Origin of the sequence: Jiangella asiatica (assembly GCF_004349065.1) — a bacterium.
GTDB classification, from domain to species: domain Bacteria; phylum Actinomycetota; class Actinomycetes; order Jiangellales; family Jiangellaceae; genus Jiangella; species Jiangella asiatica.
Genome location: NZ_SMKZ01000015.1, coordinates 103,611 through 122,091, shown reverse-complemented (window position 1 = coordinate 122,091; position 18,481 = coordinate 103,611). Strand labels below are relative to the sequence as shown.

Annotated in this window: 18 protein-coding genes; 13 read left to right on the top strand and 5 right to left on the bottom strand. The window is 71.3% G+C overall.

The window, feature by feature from the left end; translation table 11 throughout:
- Positions 1-19 precede the first annotated feature (19 nt).
- From E1269_RS12740 to E1269_RS12730, 3 genes are all read left to right on the top strand, one after another.
- Positions 20-988, top strand: coding sequence for a dihydrodipicolinate synthase family protein (locus E1269_RS12740; protein WP_131894983.1), 969 nt, complete (start codon positions 20-22; stop codon positions 986-988).
- A 57-nt stretch (positions 989-1,045) separates the two neighbouring features.
- The gene (locus E1269_RS12735; protein WP_131894981.1) at positions 1,046-1,822 is read left to right on the top strand and encodes an enoyl-CoA hydratase/isomerase family protein; all 777 of its coding nucleotides are present in this window, start codon (positions 1,046-1,048) and stop codon (positions 1,820-1,822) included.
- 103 nt (positions 1,823-1,925) lie between these two features.
- Complete coding sequence (locus E1269_RS12730; protein WP_162606381.1) at positions 1,926-2,939, top strand: LacI family DNA-binding transcriptional regulator; 1,014 nt, start codon at positions 1,926-1,928, stop codon at positions 2,937-2,939.
- Between the two features lie 682 nt (positions 2,940-3,621).
- Here the strand turns inward: E1269_RS12730 and E1269_RS12720 are convergent.
- Positions 3,622-4,461: a helix-turn-helix transcriptional regulator gene (locus E1269_RS12720; protein ID WP_131894977.1), complete on the bottom strand. Its 840-nt coding sequence runs from the start codon at positions 4,459-4,461 to the stop codon at positions 3,622-3,624.
- Positions 4,462-4,514: 53 nt separating this feature from the next.
- On the opposite strand from E1269_RS12720, the gene E1269_RS12715 reads away from it, so the two are divergent.
- The 4 genes from E1269_RS12715 to E1269_RS12700 are packed head-to-tail and all read left to right on the top strand — an operon-like array spanning position 4,515 to position 7,384.
- On the top strand, positions 4,515-5,066 hold the full coding sequence (locus tag E1269_RS12715) for a mycothiol transferase (protein ID WP_131894975.1): 552 nt from the start codon (positions 4,515-4,517) through the stop codon (positions 5,064-5,066).
- Between the two features lie 8 nt (positions 5,067-5,074).
- Positions 5,075-5,731 carry a GNAT family N-acetyltransferase gene (locus E1269_RS12710; RefSeq protein WP_203433452.1) on the top strand — a complete coding sequence of 219 codons (657 nt, stop codon included), beginning with the start codon at positions 5,075-5,077 and terminating at the stop codon, positions 5,729-5,731.
- Between the two features lie 34 nt (positions 5,732-5,765).
- On the top strand, positions 5,766-6,107 hold the full coding sequence (locus E1269_RS12705) for a YciI family protein (protein ID WP_239000876.1): 342 nt from the start codon (positions 5,766-5,768) through the stop codon (positions 6,105-6,107).
- Positions 6,104-7,384, top strand: coding sequence for an RNA polymerase sigma factor (locus E1269_RS12700; RefSeq protein ID WP_239000875.1), 1,281 nt, complete (start codon positions 6,104-6,106; stop codon positions 7,382-7,384). The genes E1269_RS12705 and E1269_RS12700 overlap by 4 nt, the downstream gene beginning before the upstream one ends.
- Before the next feature lie 24 nt (positions 7,385-7,408).
- Here E1269_RS12700 and E1269_RS12695 read toward each other — a convergent pair whose 3' ends face one another.
- The 4 genes from E1269_RS12695 to E1269_RS12680 all read right to left on the bottom strand — a co-directional run bounded on the left by E1269_RS12695 (position 7,409) and on the right by E1269_RS12680 (position 12,237).
- Positions 7,409-9,529, bottom strand: a complete 2,121-nt coding sequence (locus E1269_RS12695; RefSeq protein ID WP_131894969.1) for an MMPL family transporter — start codon at positions 9,527-9,529, stop codon at positions 7,409-7,411.
- Positions 9,530-9,669: 140 nt separating this feature from the next.
- Positions 9,670-10,359, bottom strand: a complete 690-nt coding sequence (locus E1269_RS12690; protein WP_131894967.1) for a response regulator — start codon at positions 10,357-10,359, stop codon at positions 9,670-9,672.
- A gap of 3 nt (positions 10,360-10,362) precedes the next feature.
- Positions 10,363-11,547 (bottom strand): sensor histidine kinase, encoded by a 1,185-nt coding sequence (locus E1269_RS12685; RefSeq protein ID WP_131894965.1) that lies wholly within the window; start codon positions 11,545-11,547, stop codon positions 10,363-10,365.
- Between the two features lie 210 nt (positions 11,548-11,757).
- Positions 11,758-12,237, bottom strand: coding sequence for an MSMEG_6728 family protein (locus E1269_RS12680; protein ID WP_131894963.1), 480 nt, complete (start codon positions 12,235-12,237; stop codon positions 11,758-11,760).
- 113 nt (positions 12,238-12,350) lie between these two features.
- Here E1269_RS12680 and E1269_RS12675 point away from each other — a divergent pair, with 113 nt between their 5' ends.
- The 6 genes from E1269_RS12675 (at position 12,351) to E1269_RS12650 (ending at position 18,476) form a co-directional block, all read left to right on the top strand.
- Positions 12,351-12,545, top strand: coding sequence for a hypothetical protein (locus E1269_RS12675; RefSeq protein ID WP_131894961.1), 195 nt, complete (start codon positions 12,351-12,353; stop codon positions 12,543-12,545).
- Between the two features lie 105 nt (positions 12,546-12,650).
- Entirely contained in the window at positions 12,651-13,937 is a 1,287-nt protein-coding gene (locus tag E1269_RS12670; protein WP_131894959.1) for a S1C family serine protease, read from the top strand.
- Positions 13,938-14,045: 108 nt separating this feature from the next.
- Entirely contained in the window at positions 14,046-15,719 is a 1,674-nt protein-coding gene (locus E1269_RS12665) for a DUF885 domain-containing protein (protein ID WP_131894957.1), read from the top strand.
- Positions 15,720-15,721: 2 nt separating this feature from the next.
- The gene (locus E1269_RS12660; RefSeq protein ID WP_162606380.1) at positions 15,722-16,822 is read left to right on the top strand and encodes a winged helix DNA-binding domain-containing protein; all 1,101 of its coding nucleotides are present in this window, start codon (positions 15,722-15,724) and stop codon (positions 16,820-16,822) included.
- Between the two features lie 44 nt (positions 16,823-16,866).
- Positions 16,867-17,772: a serine/threonine dehydratase gene (locus E1269_RS12655; protein ID WP_131894955.1), complete on the top strand. Its 906-nt coding sequence runs from the start codon at positions 16,867-16,869 to the stop codon at positions 17,770-17,772.
- A gap of 65 nt (positions 17,773-17,837) precedes the next feature.
- The gene (locus E1269_RS12650; protein WP_203433450.1) at positions 17,838-18,476 is read left to right on the top strand and encodes a DUF6624 domain-containing protein; all 639 of its coding nucleotides are present in this window, start codon (positions 17,838-17,840) and stop codon (positions 18,474-18,476) included.
- Positions 18,477-18,481 lie beyond the last annotated feature (5 nt).

Genomic DNA, 18,481 nt, shown 5'->3' with positions numbered 1-18,481 from the left:
GTGAGGAGCTCATTCCATAATGAACGCGGCAGAGCCTGCGGGCCTTTATCCGGCGACCGTGACGCCGTTCGCCAGTAGCATGAAGATCGATTTCCCGGCACTCGAAGCGCATTTGAGTGCAACTGCGGCGGCTCCGGGCATCCGCGGGTTGGTCGTGAACGGCCACCTCGGCGAGATCCTCGCCCTCGACGCGAAAGAACGAGTCGACATCGTGTCAGTAGCGAAATCAACCTGTACCAATGGGCAGGTCGTCTACGCCGGCATCGTGGGCTACCGTGCCGAGGATCTGGTGGAACAAGGGCTGCGGGCCAAGGTGGCTGGCGCGGACGGCCTGTTGGTGCTGCCTCCGATCGACGTGCGACCGTACCGGCGGCTGGCGGCCAACCCGGACTCGGTGCTGCACTTCTTCGCCGAGTTGGACAAGCGGGTCGGCTTGCCGATGGTTGTGCACCAGTATCCGGACTTCACCGGGGCGGCGTATCCGCTCGCGGTCTTGTCTCGGCTTGCCGAGCTCGAGCACGTGGTCGCCGTCAAGGCCGCGTCGGTCGACATCTCGACGTACACGGAACTGTGGGACACGTTGTCGGAGAAGACCCGCGTGCTGGTGGCGACGGATGCGCCGGGATTACTCGGCATGCTTCTTCACGGCTCGCACGGCGCCCTGATCGGTATTGCCGCGATCGAACCAGCACTCTGGGCCGAGTTCCTGCGGCTTGTCGACGAGAGCCCGTTGGAGCATGCCCGGGACCTTTTCGTTCGTTCGTGTCTGCCGCTGATGGATGCCGTGTTCGAAAACCAGGTGCCCCGGGGCATGGAAAGTGAAGCGAGCGCGACGAAGGAGGCGCTCGTCCAGCTGGGTCAGATTCCGTCGTCGCGGGTTCGGCTGCCTTCGGTGGAAGTGTCGGAGCAGCGCAAGCTGGCTATCCGTGACGCTCTGGTGCGCGCCGGGCTCATGCAAGGCGACGGTGTCGGTACAGCAAGTGCCTGAATCCCGCAGCGCAGGTCCTTGCGTTGGTTGGTCCGATCGGAATGAAGGAGAAGTGTCGTGCCCGTCGATGTGTCGGTGACCGATGGCGTCGCCGAGATCACCTTGAACCGCCCCGAGGCGCGTAACGCGATTGATGCGGAGATGCGCGAGCGTTTGCACGAGGCGTGGCGGCGGGTCGGATCTGATCCGGAGATCCGCGTCGCACTGGTGACCGGCGCCGGCACCAAGGCGTTCTGCGCCGGCGCCGACCTGAAGCGCACCATGCCGCCTCAGGAGAGCTTCGCGCAGCTGACGTTCAACTCGACCAGGTCTCAACACCTGCTGACCGGCATGAATACGGACAAGCCCATCATCTGCGCGATCAATGGTTACGCCATCGGCGGTGGGCTGGAGATGGCACTGGCCTGCGACATTCGATTGGCATCAACCAATGCCGAGCTGGGTTTGGCAGAGGTGCGGCATGGCACCATTCCAGGCGGAGGGGGAACCCAGCACCTGCCGCGAGCCGTTCCTCAGTCGCTGGCGATGCAGATGCTCCTGACCGGCGACCGCATCAATGCGGCCAAGGCGCTGGAATCCGGCTTGGTGAGCGAGGTGGAAACACCAGAGGGGCTGCTTCCGCGGGCACGAGAGATGGCCAACCGAATAGCGCGCAACGGTCCGCTGGCGGTACGTGCCATCAAGCGCGTCGTCCGCGAGGGCATGGCGATGCCGTTGGCCTCAGCGCTTCAGTTCGAGCAGTTCGTGTGGGGAAACTTGCGGGACACGGAAGACCGGGTGGAGGGGCGTCGTGCCTTCGCCGAGGGGAGAGTGCCGCAGTTCAAGGGTCGCTGAGGTGCGAGAAGCTAGGCTCTGGTGTGGCTTTGTGGGATTACATGGGGGTTTGTTGGTGATGGCACGCCGTAGTCGTGGCACCAGGCAGGCGACGGTCACCGATGTGGCCGAGCGGGCCGGAGTATCGCTGGCCACCGCGGCCCGGGTCTTGCGTTCGGAGGCGTCTGTCAACGAGGTATTGGCAGAACGGGTTCACAAAGCCGCCGCGGAATTGAACTATGTCCCGAACATGGTCGCTCGTAACCTGCGTCGTGGTAGCGGGAATACGATCGGGTGTGTGATCGGCGAAATGCTCGATCCGTACTTCGCGGAAATCGCCGAATCGGTGACGGTGCGGGCCGAAGAAGCGCACTCGATGATGGCGATCGTGTCCAACATGCAGCGGTCGGCGCAGTTAGAGCTCAAGCATTGTCGGCAATTGTGGGAGCAGCGCGTCGACGGATTGATCATCGCTGGCGGAGGTTTTGATCAGCGCACTCATGCGGAGAAGTTCACCGCGTTGGTCAAACAGATAACCGCCGCGGGTGTGGTCGTCGTGACCTTGTCTCCTCGTTTGGTGGATGTGCCGTCGTTCACGGTGGACAACGGCGCAGTCGGCGCTCTCATGGCCAATCACCTGGTCGGATACGGGCACAAGCAGGTCGGCATCATCACCGGTCCGCCGAACAGTGAGACGACCACTCAGCGCCTACGCGGCATGGAGAACGTTCTGCGCGATGCCGGTGCTCACGTGCACGTGAAACACGCCGACTACTCCCCGGAATCGGGAAGTGAGGCCACCGCGGAACTGTTGACGGAAAGGCCGGAGGTCACGGGGATCCTCGCAGCGGCCGACTCTATGGCGGTCGGCGCCATCGGCGGTGTGCAGTCCGTCGGCAAGAGCGTTCCGGAGGACGTCTCGGTCATGGGGCTCGGGCGTACGCGTCTGTCGTTGTATTCTTCGCCTGCCCTGACCACCGTGGATGTCCACCTGGCGGCTCATGCGCGGGCGGCAACGGACTACATCGCCGCCATGGTTCGTGGCGGGGAGCCCGACGAGTTCTCCCCCATGGAACCGACACTCGTCACCGGTTCGTCGGTGGGTGAGGCCCGGAATCAGAAGCCTCTTCGTAGTTGAAGGTGGAGGCACGCCGCGTCTGAGCGTGGGAATGGTCAGTGTCAGCGCGGTAATCCTCGACTTGGTTAGTGCTGTCACAAACCTCCTGCGGCAGCGGCGTGTGCAGTGCGGAACGGATCACGTCATCAACGGTGATCGACAACCGCACGGTATACCGCCGCCACGTTGAATAGCCAGGGTCATGCGTCTGTCCCTGCTATACCTTCACCAGGGTGTTCATCGACACCCCAGCCCGTCGTAGGCCCTGGGGTAACGCCGTAGCTGTTAGCCGTCGTCGTCATCGTCGATGACGACGACGGCGTCACTGGGGTTGACGACGAACCCGCCGCGGGTGGGCCCATCACCAGGCGTTCCCACGCTTCACCATGGATGCAAGCCTGGTGAAGCACACACGCCCCTGGTGATGTACGCGATCGTTGATGATCAACCCCAGCGGCATCCTTGGTGCCAGGTGCGCCGGCCGGGTCGCCGTCACAATAACCGAGCCGACCAGGGTGTCACCGTGCCGATCACACCACGACCGAGCCAGAGCCGATCGGCAGCCTCCGTGACGCCGACATCGTCGGTCGCTGCTCGAGCGCGGACTGATCGACGAGATCAACCTGCATATGGCGCCGATCCTGTTCGGTGACGGGATCCGGCTGTTCGACAACCCGGCGGCGCCCCGTCCGACTCGAGCCGATCATTGGCGACGATCATATGACCGAGGTGAACGTGCGTACCGCCCGCTCGCCCCGGGTGGACACCCGGCCACCGGAGACTCAGGCCAACGCGGGTCGGCGGCGGCGAGGAGGCGCTGGCCCAGTGCGCGGGCGGTGGCCTGGAGCTCCGGTCCGCCGACGATCCGGAACGGCGCCGGGAGCGCCGCGAGCTGCTCGGCGTACCACCAGGGGTTGCTGGTGCTGCCGACCAGCCGGCACGTGTCGTCGTCGATCGGCTCCACGAGACCCAGGACCCGCGGGACACACGGGATCACCGTCGAGGCCGGCGCGTCGACGACGACCTCGGCCACCCACTCGGAGCCGGCTTCGGAGCGGTAGCCGAGCCGCACGACGCGGTGGTCCATGGATGCCTGCACGAGCGTCGTCGCCGTCATCGGGTCGGGCCGGGCGGCGGCGCGGTCCGGGGCGGGAGCGGTCGTACGGCGGACCGCGGCCGCCTGGCGCGCGATCGGCTCGGGCAGGGCGCGCAGCAGCTTGCCGAGGGCGCTGCCGACCGGGTCGGCGGTGTCGGCGGCGTCGTGGTGGCCGTCGAGCACAGCCATGACCAGTCCGAGGACCTCGGTGGCGGTGAACATCAGCGGCGGCAGCCGGACCCCGCGTCCGACCCGGTAGCCACCGTACGGGCCGCGCATGGACTCGATAGGGATGCCTGCCTCGCGGAGGATGCCGACGTAGCGGCGGGCGGCCCGCTCGGTGACACCGAGCTTGTCGGCGAGCCGGTCCGCGGTGATGCCCTGGCCGCTTTGGATCAGCTGCAACGCGAGCAGCGCGCGCGCCGTCGGACTCGTGTCGATCGCCACGACACCTCGATTCCGGAAGCCGAACGTCCGGAATCGACTCTAGCGTGCCAGTCATGGAGCTCAAGGACCTGACCGTGATCAAGGAGTCGCTGGCCGGCGACGAGGTCGAGATGCTGATGTTCGCCCTGGACCGGGCCCGGGCGCAGTTCGCCTGGAAGTGCGGCGGGCTGGATGCCGCCGGGCTGAACAGGAGGCTGCCACCGTCGACGATGACCCTGGGCGGCCTGCTCAAGCACGCGGCTTTTGCCGAGGACCTGCGCATCGCGGAGTACCTGACCGGCGACCCGATGCCGTCGCCGTGGAAGCAGGAGAACTTCGACGCCGATCCGGACTGGGAATGGCACTCGGCGGCCGACGACACCCCGGAGGAGCTGTACACGCTATGGCGTGGGTCGGTGGAACGCTCGCGCGCGGCCTGGGCGCGCGTGCTCGCCGACGGGGGACTCGACCAGCCGTCGATCTTCACGACCAGCGACGGCGAGCACCCCAACCTCCGGCGGGTCCTGGTGGACGGGGTCGAGCACTACATCCGGCACGCCGGGCACGCGGACCTGCTGCGCGAAGCAGTCGACGGGCTGGTTGGAGAGGACCCGCCGCAGCCATGATGGCGAGCGTGCAGCCGATCGTCACCGACGATCAATTGACGGTCGTCCCGGCCAACGAGGCGTCGTGGGACGACCTGCAGGCGGTTCTCGGCACCGCCGACTACGCCGCGCGGTGCCAGTGCCAGCGGCTCAAGGTCGCCGGCTGGATCTGGCGCGACTCCACACACGAGGAGCGGGTCGCGATGCTCCGGGTGCAGACGGCCTGCGGGGTTTCCGGCGCACCGGCCACCAGCGGCCTGGTGGGCTACGTCGACGACGAGCCGGCGGGCTGGGTGGCGGTCGAGCCGCGCCCGGCCTACCCCAAGCTGCGGGGGTCGCGGCTGCCGTGGAGCGGCCGGGACGAGGACAAGGACGACGACGGCGTGTGGGCGGTGACCTGCATGATCGTCCGCAAGGGCTATCGCGGGCGGGGCTTGACGTACCCGCTCGCGCGGGCCACCGTCGACTACGCGCGCGACCGGGGTGCCCGCGCGCTCGAGGCGTATCCGATGATCACGCAGCCGGGCAAGGAGATCACGTGGGGCGAGCTCAACGTGGGCGCCCGCCAGGTCTTCGAGGAGGCCGGCTTCACCGAGGTTTCGCATCCCACGCCTCGGCGGGTGGTCATGCGCATCGATTTCGGTCGCGGCCACGATGTCGGATCGGGAGACTCCCGTTCGTCGTAGGGGTGTTCCGAGACGACGAGCGAAGGAGAGACCCGTGAAGTACCTCATGTTCGTGACCACAGACTCCGACCACACCGAGTCCGACGCCGCGGCCGCGCCGGACATCGAAGAGTGGGCCGACTACGTCCAGGGCAGGGGCAGCCACGTCATCGGCGACCGGCTCCGGCCGGCCGCCGACGCCACCACGGTGCGGGTGCGCGGCGGCGAGTTGCTGGTCACCGATGGTCCGTTCGCCGAGGCCGGGGAGTGGATCGCCGGATTCGACGTGCTGGAGTGCGCGGATCTGGACGAAGCGATCGAGGTCGCGTCCAGGCATCCGATGGCCTACGCCGGACGGTTGGAGCTGCGGCCGTTCTGGCCGCTGGGCGACGAGTGACGGTTCCGCCCCACGCGCGCAGCTCGGCGGCTGTCGCGAACGCCGTGGCCGCCGAGCGGCTGCGCATCGTCGCGTCGCTGGTGAGGATCACCGGAGACTGGGAGCTGGCGGAGGACTGCGTCCAGGACGCAGCCGCCCGCGCCTTGGAACGGTGGCCAGACGACGGGGTCCCGGCCAACCCGGCGGCCTGGTTGACGACGGCGGCCCGGCGTCGTGCCGTCGACGTGCTGCGCCGCCGGCAGACCGAGCGCGAGAAGCTGCGCGAGCTGCACGCCCTGTCCGAGCTGGAGCGCGACGTCACCGGCGACGACGTCCCCGGCCCGTACGGCGACGACCGGCTGCGGATGCTGTTCGCCTGCTGCCACCCGGCGCTGCCGATGGCCGGCCGGGTCGCACTGACGCTGAAGTCGGTGGCCGGGCTGTCCACACGCGAGATCGCCCGGGCGTTCCTGGTCAGCGAGGCCACGATGGGTCAGCGGCTGTTGCGCACCCGCAACAAGATCGCCCACGCCGGTATCGGCTTCCGGGTGCCGGAGCCGCACCGGCTGGCCGAGCGGACCGCGTCCGTGCTCGCGGTCATCTACCTCGTCTTCAACGAGGGTTATGCCGCGACCGAGGGCGAGCGGTTCCGCGACGACCTGGCCACCGAGGCGATCCAGCTCACCGCGCTGGTGTCCGAGCTGCTGCCCGGCGACGACGAAGTGCACGGGCTGCGGGCGCTGCTGCTGCTCCAGAACTCCCGGCGAGCGGCCCGCACGGACGCCGTCGGCGACCTGGTCACGATGGAGGAGCAGGACCGCGGCAGGTGGGACGGCGCCCAGATCGCGGCCGGGTTGGAGAGCCTGGCGGCGGCGCGGGCCACCGGCCGCCCGCCCGGCTGGTACCGGCTGCAGGCCGAGATCGCCGCGCTGCACGCCACTGCGGCCTCGCCGGCCGACACCGACTGGGTGCGGATCGTGATGGCCTACGACGCGCTGCTCGCGCTGAACCCGTCGCCGGTGGTGGCGTTGAACCGGGCGATCGCCGTCGGCTTCCGGGCCGGTCCCGAGGCCGGCCTGGCGGAGCTGTCGGAGCTGGAGACGGGTGGCGGACTCGCCGACTACCCGCTGGTGCCCGCGGTCCGGGCCGACCTTCTCCGCCGGGCCGGTCGCTACCGCGAGGCCGCCGCGGCCTACGTCGTCGCGATCGACGCGGCCGGGACCGAGCCGGAGCGGCGCCTGCTGCGGCGCCGGCTCCGCGAGGTCGGTGGTGCTGACCCCGCGGAGCCGGCGCGGTAGACGGATCCAGTGGCGGCGCCGGCGTCACGCGACGGGCTCCGGCGCGGTCGCCGGGACGCGCTCGATGACGGCGGGAGACGGCGTCGGCGCGGCCTCGGACAGGGCCATGCGGGAGTGCAGCCGGCGCAGCGGCTGCGGCAGCCACCAGTTCCGGGAGCCCAGCAGCGTCATCGTCGCCGGAACCAGCAGCATCCGCACCACCACCGCGTCCAGGGCGATGGCCAGGACCAGGCCGAGCCCGATCGCCTTGATCGGAGCGAACCCGCCGGCCACGAACCCGGCGAACACCACCGCGATCACCAGGGCGGCCGCGGTGACGATGCCGCCGGTGCGCTGCAGTCCCTCGGAGACCGACCGGGAGGCGCCCGCGCCGGCCAGCCAGCGCTCGCGGATGCGGGACAGCAGGAACACCTCGTAGTCGACCGAGAGCCCGAACGCGATCGCCCCGACCAGGATCGGGACGGTCAGGTGCAGGTAGCCGAGGCCGTCGGCGCCGACGACGCCGGCCAGGTTGCCCTGCTGGAACACCCACACCACGACGCCGAGGGCTGCGCCGATGCTGAGCAGGTTGGTCAGGATCGCCTTGAGCGGCAGGACGATCGAGCCGGTGAAGGCGAACAGCAGCACCAGGGTGCCCAGCGCCACGACCGCGATCGCCCACGGCAGCCGCTCACCCAGCATGGCGGTGTAGTCGACCAGCATCGCGGTGTCGCCGGTGACCTGGACGTCGAACGGCGCGTTCAGCTCGCGGATGGCCTGGACGGCGTCCTGCGCGGCCTGGCCCTCCACGGAGCCGGACGGGACGACGTCGAGACCGGCCAGCCCGTCGGTGAGCGCCTCGACCTCGACCGACTCGGTGCCCGGCATCGCGGCGATCGAGTTCCCCAGCTCGGTGACGGCGGGGTCGTCGGCCGGTGCGTCCGCGATCACCTGGATGTCGCCGAGCCAGCGCGCCTGCTCGGGGAAGTGCGTGCCGAGGTCGTCCCAGAGCTGGCGGGTCTCGGTGGAGGTCGGCAGCATCCGCGGGTCGCCCTGCGAGATGTGCATCGTCACGACCGGGGCGGCCAGCGTGACCAGGGCGGCGCCGGTGACCACCAGGGTGAGCACGGGCCGCCGCTGCACCAGCCGCGCCACCCGGGCGAACACGCCGTCGCCGGTCCGCTCCTTGGCCGGGGAGATCCGGTGGCCGAAGCGGCCCAGGAGCGCCGGCAGCAGGGTGAGCGCGGCGGCCATGTCGACCAGCACGACGGCGGCACCGGCCAGGCCCATCGAGCGCAGGAAGGGGTCGGGGAAGACGACCAGCCCGGTCAGCGCGACCGCGACCGTCAGCCCGGAGAACACGACCGTGCGCCCGGCGGTCTCGACGGTGCGGGCGACCGCTTCGGCGACCTCTCCGCCCGCGCGGCGCTCCTCGCGGAACCGGCTGACCATCAGCAGCGCGTAGTCCACGGCCAGCCCGACGGCGAGCATGGTGGTGATCTGGACGGCGTAGACGGACACGTCGGAGACCATGCTGAACGCGTAGAGGATGCCGAACGTCCCGCCGACGCCAACGCCGGCGATCAGCAGCGGCAGCCCGGCGGCCAGGAAGCCGCCGAACACCAGGAGCAGCAGCACCAGCACGACCGGCATGCTCAGCAGCTCGGCCCGGGCGACGTCCTCCTGCGCCTGCTCGCCGAACTCCACCTCCGAGAGCGGCCCGCCGGCGACGGTGACCGTGCCGGCGTCGATCTCGCCCAGCCGGTCGGCGGCGTCCTCGGCCGCGTCCTCCTCGGTGTCGCCGGGCGTGAGCCCGACCTCGACCAGGAACGCCTCGCCGGTCTCCGGTGACGGCAGCGGCTCGCTCACCTCGGCGATGCCGGGGAGCGCCCGGACGTCGTCGACGGCGGCGGCCACCTGCTCGACCAGGGCCGCGTCGTCGACCGGGCCGGCGACGACGGCGGTGATGGTCTCCGGCTGCGGCGCGAGGTCGTCCAGGCGCTCCTCGACGCGCATCGACTCGCTGCCCGGTACGGTGCCGACGTCGGAGATGAGCCGCTCGAACACGCCGGTGCCGATACCGAACCCGGCACCGATGACGGCGACCCAGGCCAGCACGACGACGAGCGGCCGGCGGATCGTGAACCCTGAGATCATGCGGAACATGACTGCCTCCCATCGGGGGTCTGATGACTGCCTCGATGGTTCTCCCGAGACCCCCTCGGGCGGATCGCCGTGAAGAGCGGACTACGGCACCACTCCGGGGAGTGGCCGTCTCGCTCTCAGGAGTGAGTCGGCGACCCCGGTCAGCCCTGCGGCTCGCCCGGCTGGACCAGCCCGGACTCGTACGCCAGCACGACGGCCTGCACCCGGTCACGTAGACCGAGCTTGCTGAGCACGCTGCTCACGTGGGTCTTGACGGTGTGCTCGGTGACGAACAGCTCGGCGGCGATCTCGGCGTTGGACAGTCCCCGCGCGACCTGGCGCAGCGTCTCGGTCTCACGGGCGGTGAGGGCCGTCAGCCGGTCGTCCGGGCGTGGCCCGTGCCTCGTCCCCGTCGCCGCCCGGGACCGGCCCACGACGTCGGCGATCAACCGCCGGGTGACCGACGGCGCCAGCAGGGCCTCGCCGTTCGCGACCACCCGGACCGCGTCGACCAGCTCGTCGCGGCGCATGTCCTTGAGCAGGAACCCGCTGGCACCGGCACGCAGCGCGTCGTAGACGTACTCGTCGATGTCGAACGTCGTCAGCACCAGCACCTTCGCGGCGGTGTCGCGGCAGATGGCCTCGGTGGCCTGGATGCCGTCGACGTCCGGCATCCGCACGTCCATCAGCACGACGTCCGGACGCAGCTCCGTGGCGGCCTGGATGGCCTGGGCGCCGTCCGCGGCCTCGCCGACGACGACGAGGTCCGGCTGCGCGCCCAGGATCATCGAGAAGCCGTCACGGACCAGCGCCTGGTCGTCGGCGATCAGTACGCGGATCGGATCGGGCACGGGTCAATCTAAGGGCACGGTGGCCGCCACGCGGAAGCCCGTGCCGCCCGGCCCGGGTCCGATGTCGAGACCGCCGCCGACCGCGGCCACCCGTTCGCGCATGCCGACCAGCCCGTGACCGCCGCCGTCCCGGCTAAGGTTCGCGCTGGTCGACGGCGGGAGGGCGCCGCTCGCCGGGGCCTGGCCGGGACCCCGTCCGTCGTCGGTGACCTCCAGCCGCAACGCGCCGGCCGTCCACGCCAGCCGCACGTCGACCCGGCTGGCGCCGGCGTGCCTGACGGTGTTGGTCAGCGACTCCTGGACCAGCCGGTAGACGGTGGCGGCGAGGTCCGGCGGCAGCCGCCGCGGTTCGCCCTCCTGCCGCAGCGTCGCGTCCACTCCGGCCGCACGGACCCGCTCGACCAGTCCCGGTAGCGCCTCGATGCCAGGCTGCGGCTCCCGGTCGGTCTCGGCCGCGGACCGCAGCACCCCGAGCGAGCGGCGCAGCTGCGCCAGCGCGTCGCGGGACGTGGCGGCGATGGTGTCGAACATCTGCGCGGCCTTGTCCGGGTCGCTGCGCACCACCACCGGCCCCGCCTCCGCCTGGATGGCGACCAGGCTCATCGAGTGGGCCAGGATGTCGTGCATCTCGCGGGCGATCCGCTGTCGCTCCCGGGTGGCGGCGGTCTCCTGTTCGCGGGTGAGCCGCAGCGCTCGCTCCTCCAGCATGGCGATCCGGTCGCGACGGGCGCGTGCCGACGTGCCCAGCACGTACGCGGCCGCGAACATGATGCCGATGACGCCGAGGTTGAGCGCCTCGTCGCGGGGCAGCAGGATCGACACCGAGATCCCGATGATGGTCAGGACAACCGCGATCAGCCGCTTCACCGGCGGCGACAACGCGGCGAACGTGTACGTGGCCACGAGCTGTGCCGCCGGTACGTCGCTCAGCACGTTCACCATGGACAGCCACGTCGTGGTGATGCCGGTGATGCCGGCGACGGCGAACGGAAAGCGCCGCCGCCACAGCAGCGGGAGGCAGTTGAGCGCGCCCGCCAGCGGCACCCACCAGGCGAAGGTGCCGTCCACCCCGGCGTCGAACATGACGTACGACCAGCACGCCACCGCGATCGCGGCATCGACGGCAGCGGCGGGCAGGTCCTTGCTCCGCTCCGCCAGCCGCCGCACGGCCTCGCCGATTCTCGCCACGGCTCAAGTATCGAGTTCGACGCCACCCGTCGTCCTCACTCTCGAGAGCGATCTGCGCGAAGCGCCGAACGAGGTGGGCGGCGCAGGCGCGGTACTCGCTGCTGGCGCCGCTGTACGGCAGGTACGTCGCCGGCGCGCGGCCGAGTCAGCGTGAGCTCGTGGACCTACCGGGCTGGACCCGGTCTTCGTAACCAAGCTCGGGGGCGCGGGTCATGGCGGGACCCGCCGTGGCCGGTCCGATCGCGGCCACACGTAGGGCAGGTCGGGCGGGACGTTGGGGAGCCAGCGGCGATAGTGCTGGGGGTTCTTGCGCACGAGGGCGGACTGGTGGGAGCGGTGGAACTCCGGGTCGCCGAGCCACGGCGGCAGCTCGCCCGCCGCCGCCAGCTCGAGTTGGGTGCGAGCCGGCGTGATACCGGTGGCGCCCGCCAGATCGGCATCGATCGTGACGGCCACGGTGTCGCCGTGCCCGAGTGAGCGCCAGCGTGCGCAGATGTCCAAGCCGTAGCGCGCCAACGCCTCCTCGTAGCCGGCCCACATGGCGGCCGCCGGGTGGTGTCGCCAGCCGTAGCCGGGCCGAGTGAGAGCGCGCAGGACCTGCAGAGCCTCCACGCGCTGGCCGCCGAGCCGGCGCTGGTCGAGTACGCGCGCGGATTCCTCGAACTCGGGGTACGGCAGAAACGTCTGCACGTCAGTGCGGTCCTCGCGGGGGTCGTCTCATCGCGGTAGTGGTACCCGTCCAGGGCGAGACGATGTGCTCGACGCTTGACCTCAAAAACGGTTGAGGTTGAATCCTCGGTCCCGTGACCTCGAGCCAAGCTGTCGACTCTCCGTCCGTACCCGACTGCGCCGGCCGCCGTGAGCGGGCCGCTCTCGCGGTGCTCTGCGCGGCCCGCGAGGCGTTCGTCTCCGGCGTGACGGTCGCCGCGTCGGTGAGCGCGGCGCTGATGGCGGTGCTCGTGGTCCTCGTCCTCGCCCTGGCCCGGCGGCGAATCTGACCTCGCCGGATTCTTCGCAGCGCTTAAGGTGCCTTTCAGTCCGCTCTCGGGTTCCTCCGGTTTGCTCGACGTCATCAAAGGTGGCGATCACGGGAGGAACCGACGATGAACCGTACAGGTGACGAGTCCAGCGACATCACCGCACCCAGCGGCCAGGACGCCACGCGTCCGCGGCGGCGGCTCTGGCTGGTGTCGGCCACATTGGGCGGCACGCTGCTGATCTCTGCGGTGGCCGCCGGCGCCGCACTCGCCGTCACGAGCGACGAGGGGTGGGCACCGGCGGACAGCGTGGCGCTCCAGCCGGGTGCGGGCCGCGGCTCAGGTTCGCCGTTCGGTCCGGCTGGGCCGGGCGGACCGAACGGCGGCGGGGTCGCCCCCGACGAATCCGCGACCGCGACGCTCGACGTCACCGACGCGACCGACGAGCAGGAGGCGGGCGTCGTGATCATCGAAGCGGCGAACGGCTACTCCCGTTCGGTCTCTGCCGGCACCGGCATCGTCCTGACCTCCGACGGCCTCGTCCTGACCAACAACCACGTGATCGAGGGCTCGACCGAGATCACGGTCACCGTGCCGGCGACCGGCCAGACGTACGAGGCCACGGTCATCGGGCGGGACGCCACCGCGGACATCGCCGTGATCGAGCTCGAGGACGCGAGCGGCCTCGACGTCGCGGACCTGGACGACGACGGCGACCCGGGTGTCGGCGACGAGGTCACCGGTGTCGGCAACGCCTACGGCGAAGGCGAGCTGGTGGCAGCCGCCGGTACGGTCACGGCGCTGGACCAGACCATCACGGCGTCGACGTCGTACGGTGCCGCCGGCGAGACGCTCCAGTCGCTGATCGAGGTCGACGCCGACATCGTCGCCGGCGACTCCGGCGGACCGCTGCTCGACGACGAGGGCGAGGTGGTCGGCGTCAACACCGCGGCGACGGACACGAACGGCATGCCGGCCGCGTACTCCGCCGGCACCGACATCGCCGGGTACGCCATCCCGATCGACGACGCCATGCAGGTGGTCGACACGATCCTGGCCGGCCAGGACACCGACACCGTCACCATCGGCTACCCCGCGTTCCTCGGCGTCGAGCTCGCGACGGGAAACTCCGGATCGGTGCCGGGCGGCATGGGCCGGGGCGGATGGTCCGAGCAGAGCGCGGCGGGTGCGGCGATCGCCGGTGTTGTCGACGGCGGGCCGGCGGCCTCGGCGGGTTTGCGTGCCGGCGACACGATCACCGCCGTCGACGGCGTCACCGTCGGCTCCGCCGACGACCTGCGCCAGATCCTCGACGGCTACGACCCGGGCGACTCGGTGGAACTGACGTGGACCAGCACCGACGGCGGGACGCAGACCGCCACGGTCACGCTGACGGAGGGCCCCGCGGCCTGATGCCCGCCGGGTGCGTGCGGCGGGCATCAGGCCGCTCGGGAATTCGCAGGTGCCTGTCGGCACCGACCGGTACGGTCGTGCTCACCAGCCGATACCGCGGGAGATGCCATGACCATCGCCCAGCTCGCCGACGAGCTCCTGGACGTCCTGCTCGACGCCGCACCGCTGGAGGCCTCGCTGCTGGGCATCCGCGACCGCGAGGACCGGCTGACCGACTACACCGAGGCCGGTGAGACCGCGGTCGACCGACGCCTGGCCGAGCTCGCCGAGCGGGCTCGCGCGGTCGACCCGGCCGGGCTGAGCCCCGACGACCGCGTGACCCGGTCCGTCGTCCTGCGGCAGATCGAGATCGAACGCGACCGGCTGGCCACCCGCGGCATCGAGTACACCGTCGTCAACTCCTTCTTCGCCCCGGCCGTCGGCACGCTCTCCGAGCTGCCGCTCGTCGGCATCACCGAGCAGGCGCACGCCGACGGCTACCTGGCGCGGCTGGCCGCCCTGCCCACGTTGTTCGCGGCCATCGCCGAGCGGCACCGCTCCGGCGTCGCGGCCGGCAGGCTTCCGGTGCGGCGGCTGGCCGAGGCCACCGTCGCCCACTTCGAGCGGTACCTCGCCGCGCCCGCGGACGACCCGTTGCGACGCCCGGAGCCGGCGCCCGGGAGCGGCGCCGACACCGGCGCGTTTCGGGCCGAGCGCGACCGGTTGCTCACCGATGTCGTGTACCCGGCCGTGGGCCGCTACCGCGACGCCGTGGCCGCCGACGTCGTGCCGTACGGCCGGCCCGACGACCGCCCCGGCCTGTCCTGGCTCCCCGGCGGGGACGACTTCTACGCACGGCTGGCGCGGGGCCACACCACCACCGACCGCACCCCCGACCAGCTGCACCAGACCGGGCTCGAGGTGCTGGCCCGGCTGACCGACGAGTACGCGGAGGTCGGCAGCCGGGTCTTCGGCACCACCGACCTTCGCGATATCCTCGGCCGGCTGCGCACCGACCCGGCCATGCGCTGGAAGGACGGCGACGAGCTGCTGGCCGCGGCCCGCTCGGCCATCATGCGCGCCGAGGAGGTCGCGCCGCGGTGGTTCGGCCGGTTGCCGTCGCAGAGCTGCGTGGTCGAAGCGGTGCCGGCCGCCGAGGCGCCGGGGGCGCCTGGCGCCTACTACATGCAGCCCGCCCTCGACGGCAGCCGCCCCGGCACCTACTTCGCCAACACCCACGAGGCGGAGAAGCGCGACCGCTACAGCGCCGAGTCCGTCGCGTTCCACGAGGGCGTGCCCGGCCATCACTTCCAGATCACCATCTCCCAGGAGCTGACCCACCTGCCGCGTCTGCGCCGCCTCATGGGTGTCACGGCCTACGACGAGGGCTGGGGGCTCTACACCGAGCGGCTCGCCGACGAGATGAGCCTGTACTCCGACGACGTCGCCCGGCTCGGCATGCTCAGCGAGGACTCCCTGCGCGCCTGCCGGCTGGTCGTCGACACCGGCCTGCACGCCAAGGGCTGGAGCCGGCAGCAGGCGGTGGACTTCATGGTCGCCAACACCGCTACCAGTCAGGTCGAGATCGAGACGGAGGTCGACCGCTATATCTCCGCGCCCGGCCAGGCGCTGGCGTACATGGTCGGCCGGCTGGAAATTCAGCGCATCCGGGCCGTCGCCGAGGCCGCGCTCGGCGACGCCTTCGACATCCGGGCCTTCCACGACGTCGTGCTCGGCAGCGGCGCGCTGCCGATGGGCGTGCTCGACGAGGTCGTGCGCGCCTGGGTCGACGGGCAGGGCTGACGGTGGACGAGCGCGAGCTCGCGCACCGGCGCGTGAGCACGGTCGGTCTGGGCGCCGCGCCGCCGGTTCGGTTCGGCGACGCGGCCGGCGTCGTGGCCTGGTTCGGCGCGGTGCAGTCGCAGGACTACCATCCGGCCACGTGGGCGGTCGCGCAGCGCCTCGGCGGCGGCCTCACCGACCAGGACCTCGACCGCGCGTTCGACGACGGTGTCTTCTTGCGCACCCACGTGCTGCGGCCGACGTGGCACTTCGTCACGCCGGCCGACATCCGCTGGCTGCTGGAGCTGACCGCGCCACGGGTGCACGCGCTCAACGCGTACGCCTATCGGCAGACCGGCCTCGGCGCGGACCTGCTCACACGCACCGCGGACCTCATCGCTGACGCCGTTGCCGGCGGCAACCACCTGACCCGCGCCCAGGTGGCGGCCATGCTCGACGGCCACGGCATCGCGGCGGTGCGGGTCCGTCTCGGCTACATCCTCATCCACGCCGAGCTGGAGCGGGTCATCTGCAGTGGCCCGCTACACGGCAAGCAGCACACCTACGCCCTGCTCGACGAACGTGCACCGGGTGCGGTGAGCCTCGACCGCGAAGCGGCGCTGGCCGAGCTGACCCGGCGGTACTTCACCAGCCACGGCCCGGCGACGGCGAAGGACATCGCCTGGTGGTCCAGCCTGACCATGAGCGACATCGCCACCGGCCTGTCGCTGGCCGGCGACGCGCTGGAGAGCATCGACGTCGACGGCGCCACCTACTGGTTCGCGCCCGGCCCGGCCGTACCGCCGGTGCGGTCTCCGGCCGTGCACCTGCTGCAGGCCTACGACGAGTACATCGTCGGCTACACCCGCAGCAAGCATCTGCTCGACATCGAAGGTCTGGTCGCCGCGGCACCGGACCAGCTGGCATTGCCCAACGGCGTCATCGTGGTCGACACCCAGGTCGCCGGGCGGTGGAAGCGCACGGCCACCGCCGACGCCGTCACCGTCCACGCCGTGCTGTACCGCCCGTTCGACGAGGCGGAGCTGCGGGCCCTGGAAATGGCCGCCGACGCACACGGCGAGTTCCTCGGCCGACCGGCCCGGGTCGAGACCAGCCGGGTCTGAGCATCGATTTTGCCGATCGCCCGCCAGGCGTCCAGGGTAGACCCATGACCACCTCCACCGGCTTGCCGGCCGTCGCCGACGTCAGCACCGCGGCGGCGACGATCACCGAGTACGTCCGGCACACTCCGCTGATGAGGGCGCAGGTCGACGGGCGACCCCTGGTGGTCAAGCTCGAGCACCTCCAGCGCAGCGGCTCGTTCAAGCTGCGTGGCGCGCTCAACGCGTTGCGCGGCGGCGAGCGTCCGGACCGCGTCGTCACCGCGTCCGGCGGCAACCACGGCCTGGGCGTCGCCACGGCGGCGAAGCTGCTCGATCTCCCGGCGACGGTGTTCGTGCCGGAGACGGTGCCGGAGGGCAAGGCCCGGCGCATCGAGCAGTCCGGCGCCGAGCTGATCCGGCACGGGAGCACGTACGCCGAGGCCGCCGCTGCCGCCACCGCGGTGGCCGCGCGGCCGGGTGTGCGGTACCTCCCGGCCTACGACGATGCGGCGGTGATCGCCGGGCAGGGCACGGTCGCGGCCGAGGTGGTCGCCGAGGCGCCCGACGTCGACGCGGTTGCGGTCGCCGTCGGCGGGGGCGGCCTGGCGGCCGGCACCGCGCTGGCCATCGGCGGCCGCGTCACCGTCGCCGTCGAGCCGCAGGGGTGCTGCGCCCTGCACCGGGCACTCGAGGCGGGCGAGCCGGTCGACTCCCCGGTGGACTCGGTCGCGTCGTCGGCGCTGGGCGCGACCCGGGTCGGCACTCTGCCGTTGGCGGTGCTCACCGCGGCCGACACTCGCTCGGTGTTGGTCAGCGACGACGAGCTGCTGGCCGCTCGCGACCGGTTGTGGGAGGAGTTCCGGCTGCTCGTCGAGCCGGCGGCGGCCGTGCCGTTCGCCGCCTGGCTGGCCGGCCGGGTGCCCGGCGAGCTGCCGTGCATCGTGCTGTGCGGCGCCAACACCGACCGCTGACCTCCCTGCGGTCCCGCTCCTGCTGAGCTGTTCCGCTACGGGCCTCCGGTCGCCATACTGTCGGGATGATCAGGTCGGCGATCGTGCTCGTGTGTCTGCTGCTGGTTGGCTGCTCCGGGCCCGACGACAGCTCCGAGCCCGACGACGGCGAAGGGTCCGGCAGCACTACGGCCGCCGGGCCGGTCGAGCCGGGCGTCACCGAGCCGGAGCTGCGCGACGAGCTGCTGGCCATGCAGGAGCAGGACCAGGCCGAGCGCACCGGCCAGGTCGCCGGTGAGTGGAATGACCAGGAGCGCACCGACCGGCTGCGCGAGATCATCGACGAGCACGGCTGGCCCACCTGGGACGTCGTCGGGCAGGACGGCGCCAGCGCGGCCTGGGTGATCGCCCAGCACTCCGACCTGGACGTGCCCTTCCAGGAGGACGCGCTGGACCTGATGCGCGACGCCGTCGCCGCCGGTGCCGCGGACCCCACGGAGCTGGCGTACCTGGAGGACCGCGTCGCGCTCAACATCGGCGGTGAGCAGGTGTACGGCACCCAGATCGGCTGCGTGGACGGCGAGGCACAGCCGGCGCGGCTCGCCGACCCGGAGGGGGTCGAGGAGCGGCGCGCCGAGGTCGGGCTGGAGCCGCTGGCCGACTACCTGGCCAGCCTCGCCGACGACTGCGCCGCGGAGGCCGCCGCGAGCGCCACGTCCTCCTGACCGGC

Coding starts and splice junctions, on each gene's coding strand:
- E1269_RS12715 (WP_131894975.1), top strand. CDS start 4,515: ATGGAGCTCAAGGACCTGACCGTGATCAAGGAGTCGCTGGCCGGCGAC.
- E1269_RS12670 (WP_131894959.1), top strand. CDS start 12,651: ATGAACCGTACAGGTGACGAGTCCAGCGACATCACCGCACCCAGCGGC.
- E1269_RS12650 (WP_203433450.1), top strand. CDS start 17,838: ATGATCAGGTCGGCGATCGTGCTCGTGTGTCTGCTGCTGGTTGGCTGC.
- E1269_RS12740 (WP_131894983.1), top strand. CDS start 20: ATGAACGCGGCAGAGCCTGCGGGCCTTTATCCGGCGACCGTGACGCCG.
- E1269_RS12665 (WP_131894957.1), top strand. CDS start 14,046: ATGACCATCGCCCAGCTCGCCGACGAGCTCCTGGACGTCCTGCTCGAC.
- E1269_RS12655 (WP_131894955.1), top strand. CDS start 16,867: ATGACCACCTCCACCGGCTTGCCGGCCGTCGCCGACGTCAGCACCGCG.
- E1269_RS12695 (WP_131894969.1), bottom strand. CDS start 9,529: ATGTTCCGCATGATCTCAGGGTTCACGATCCGCCGGCCGCTCGTCGTC.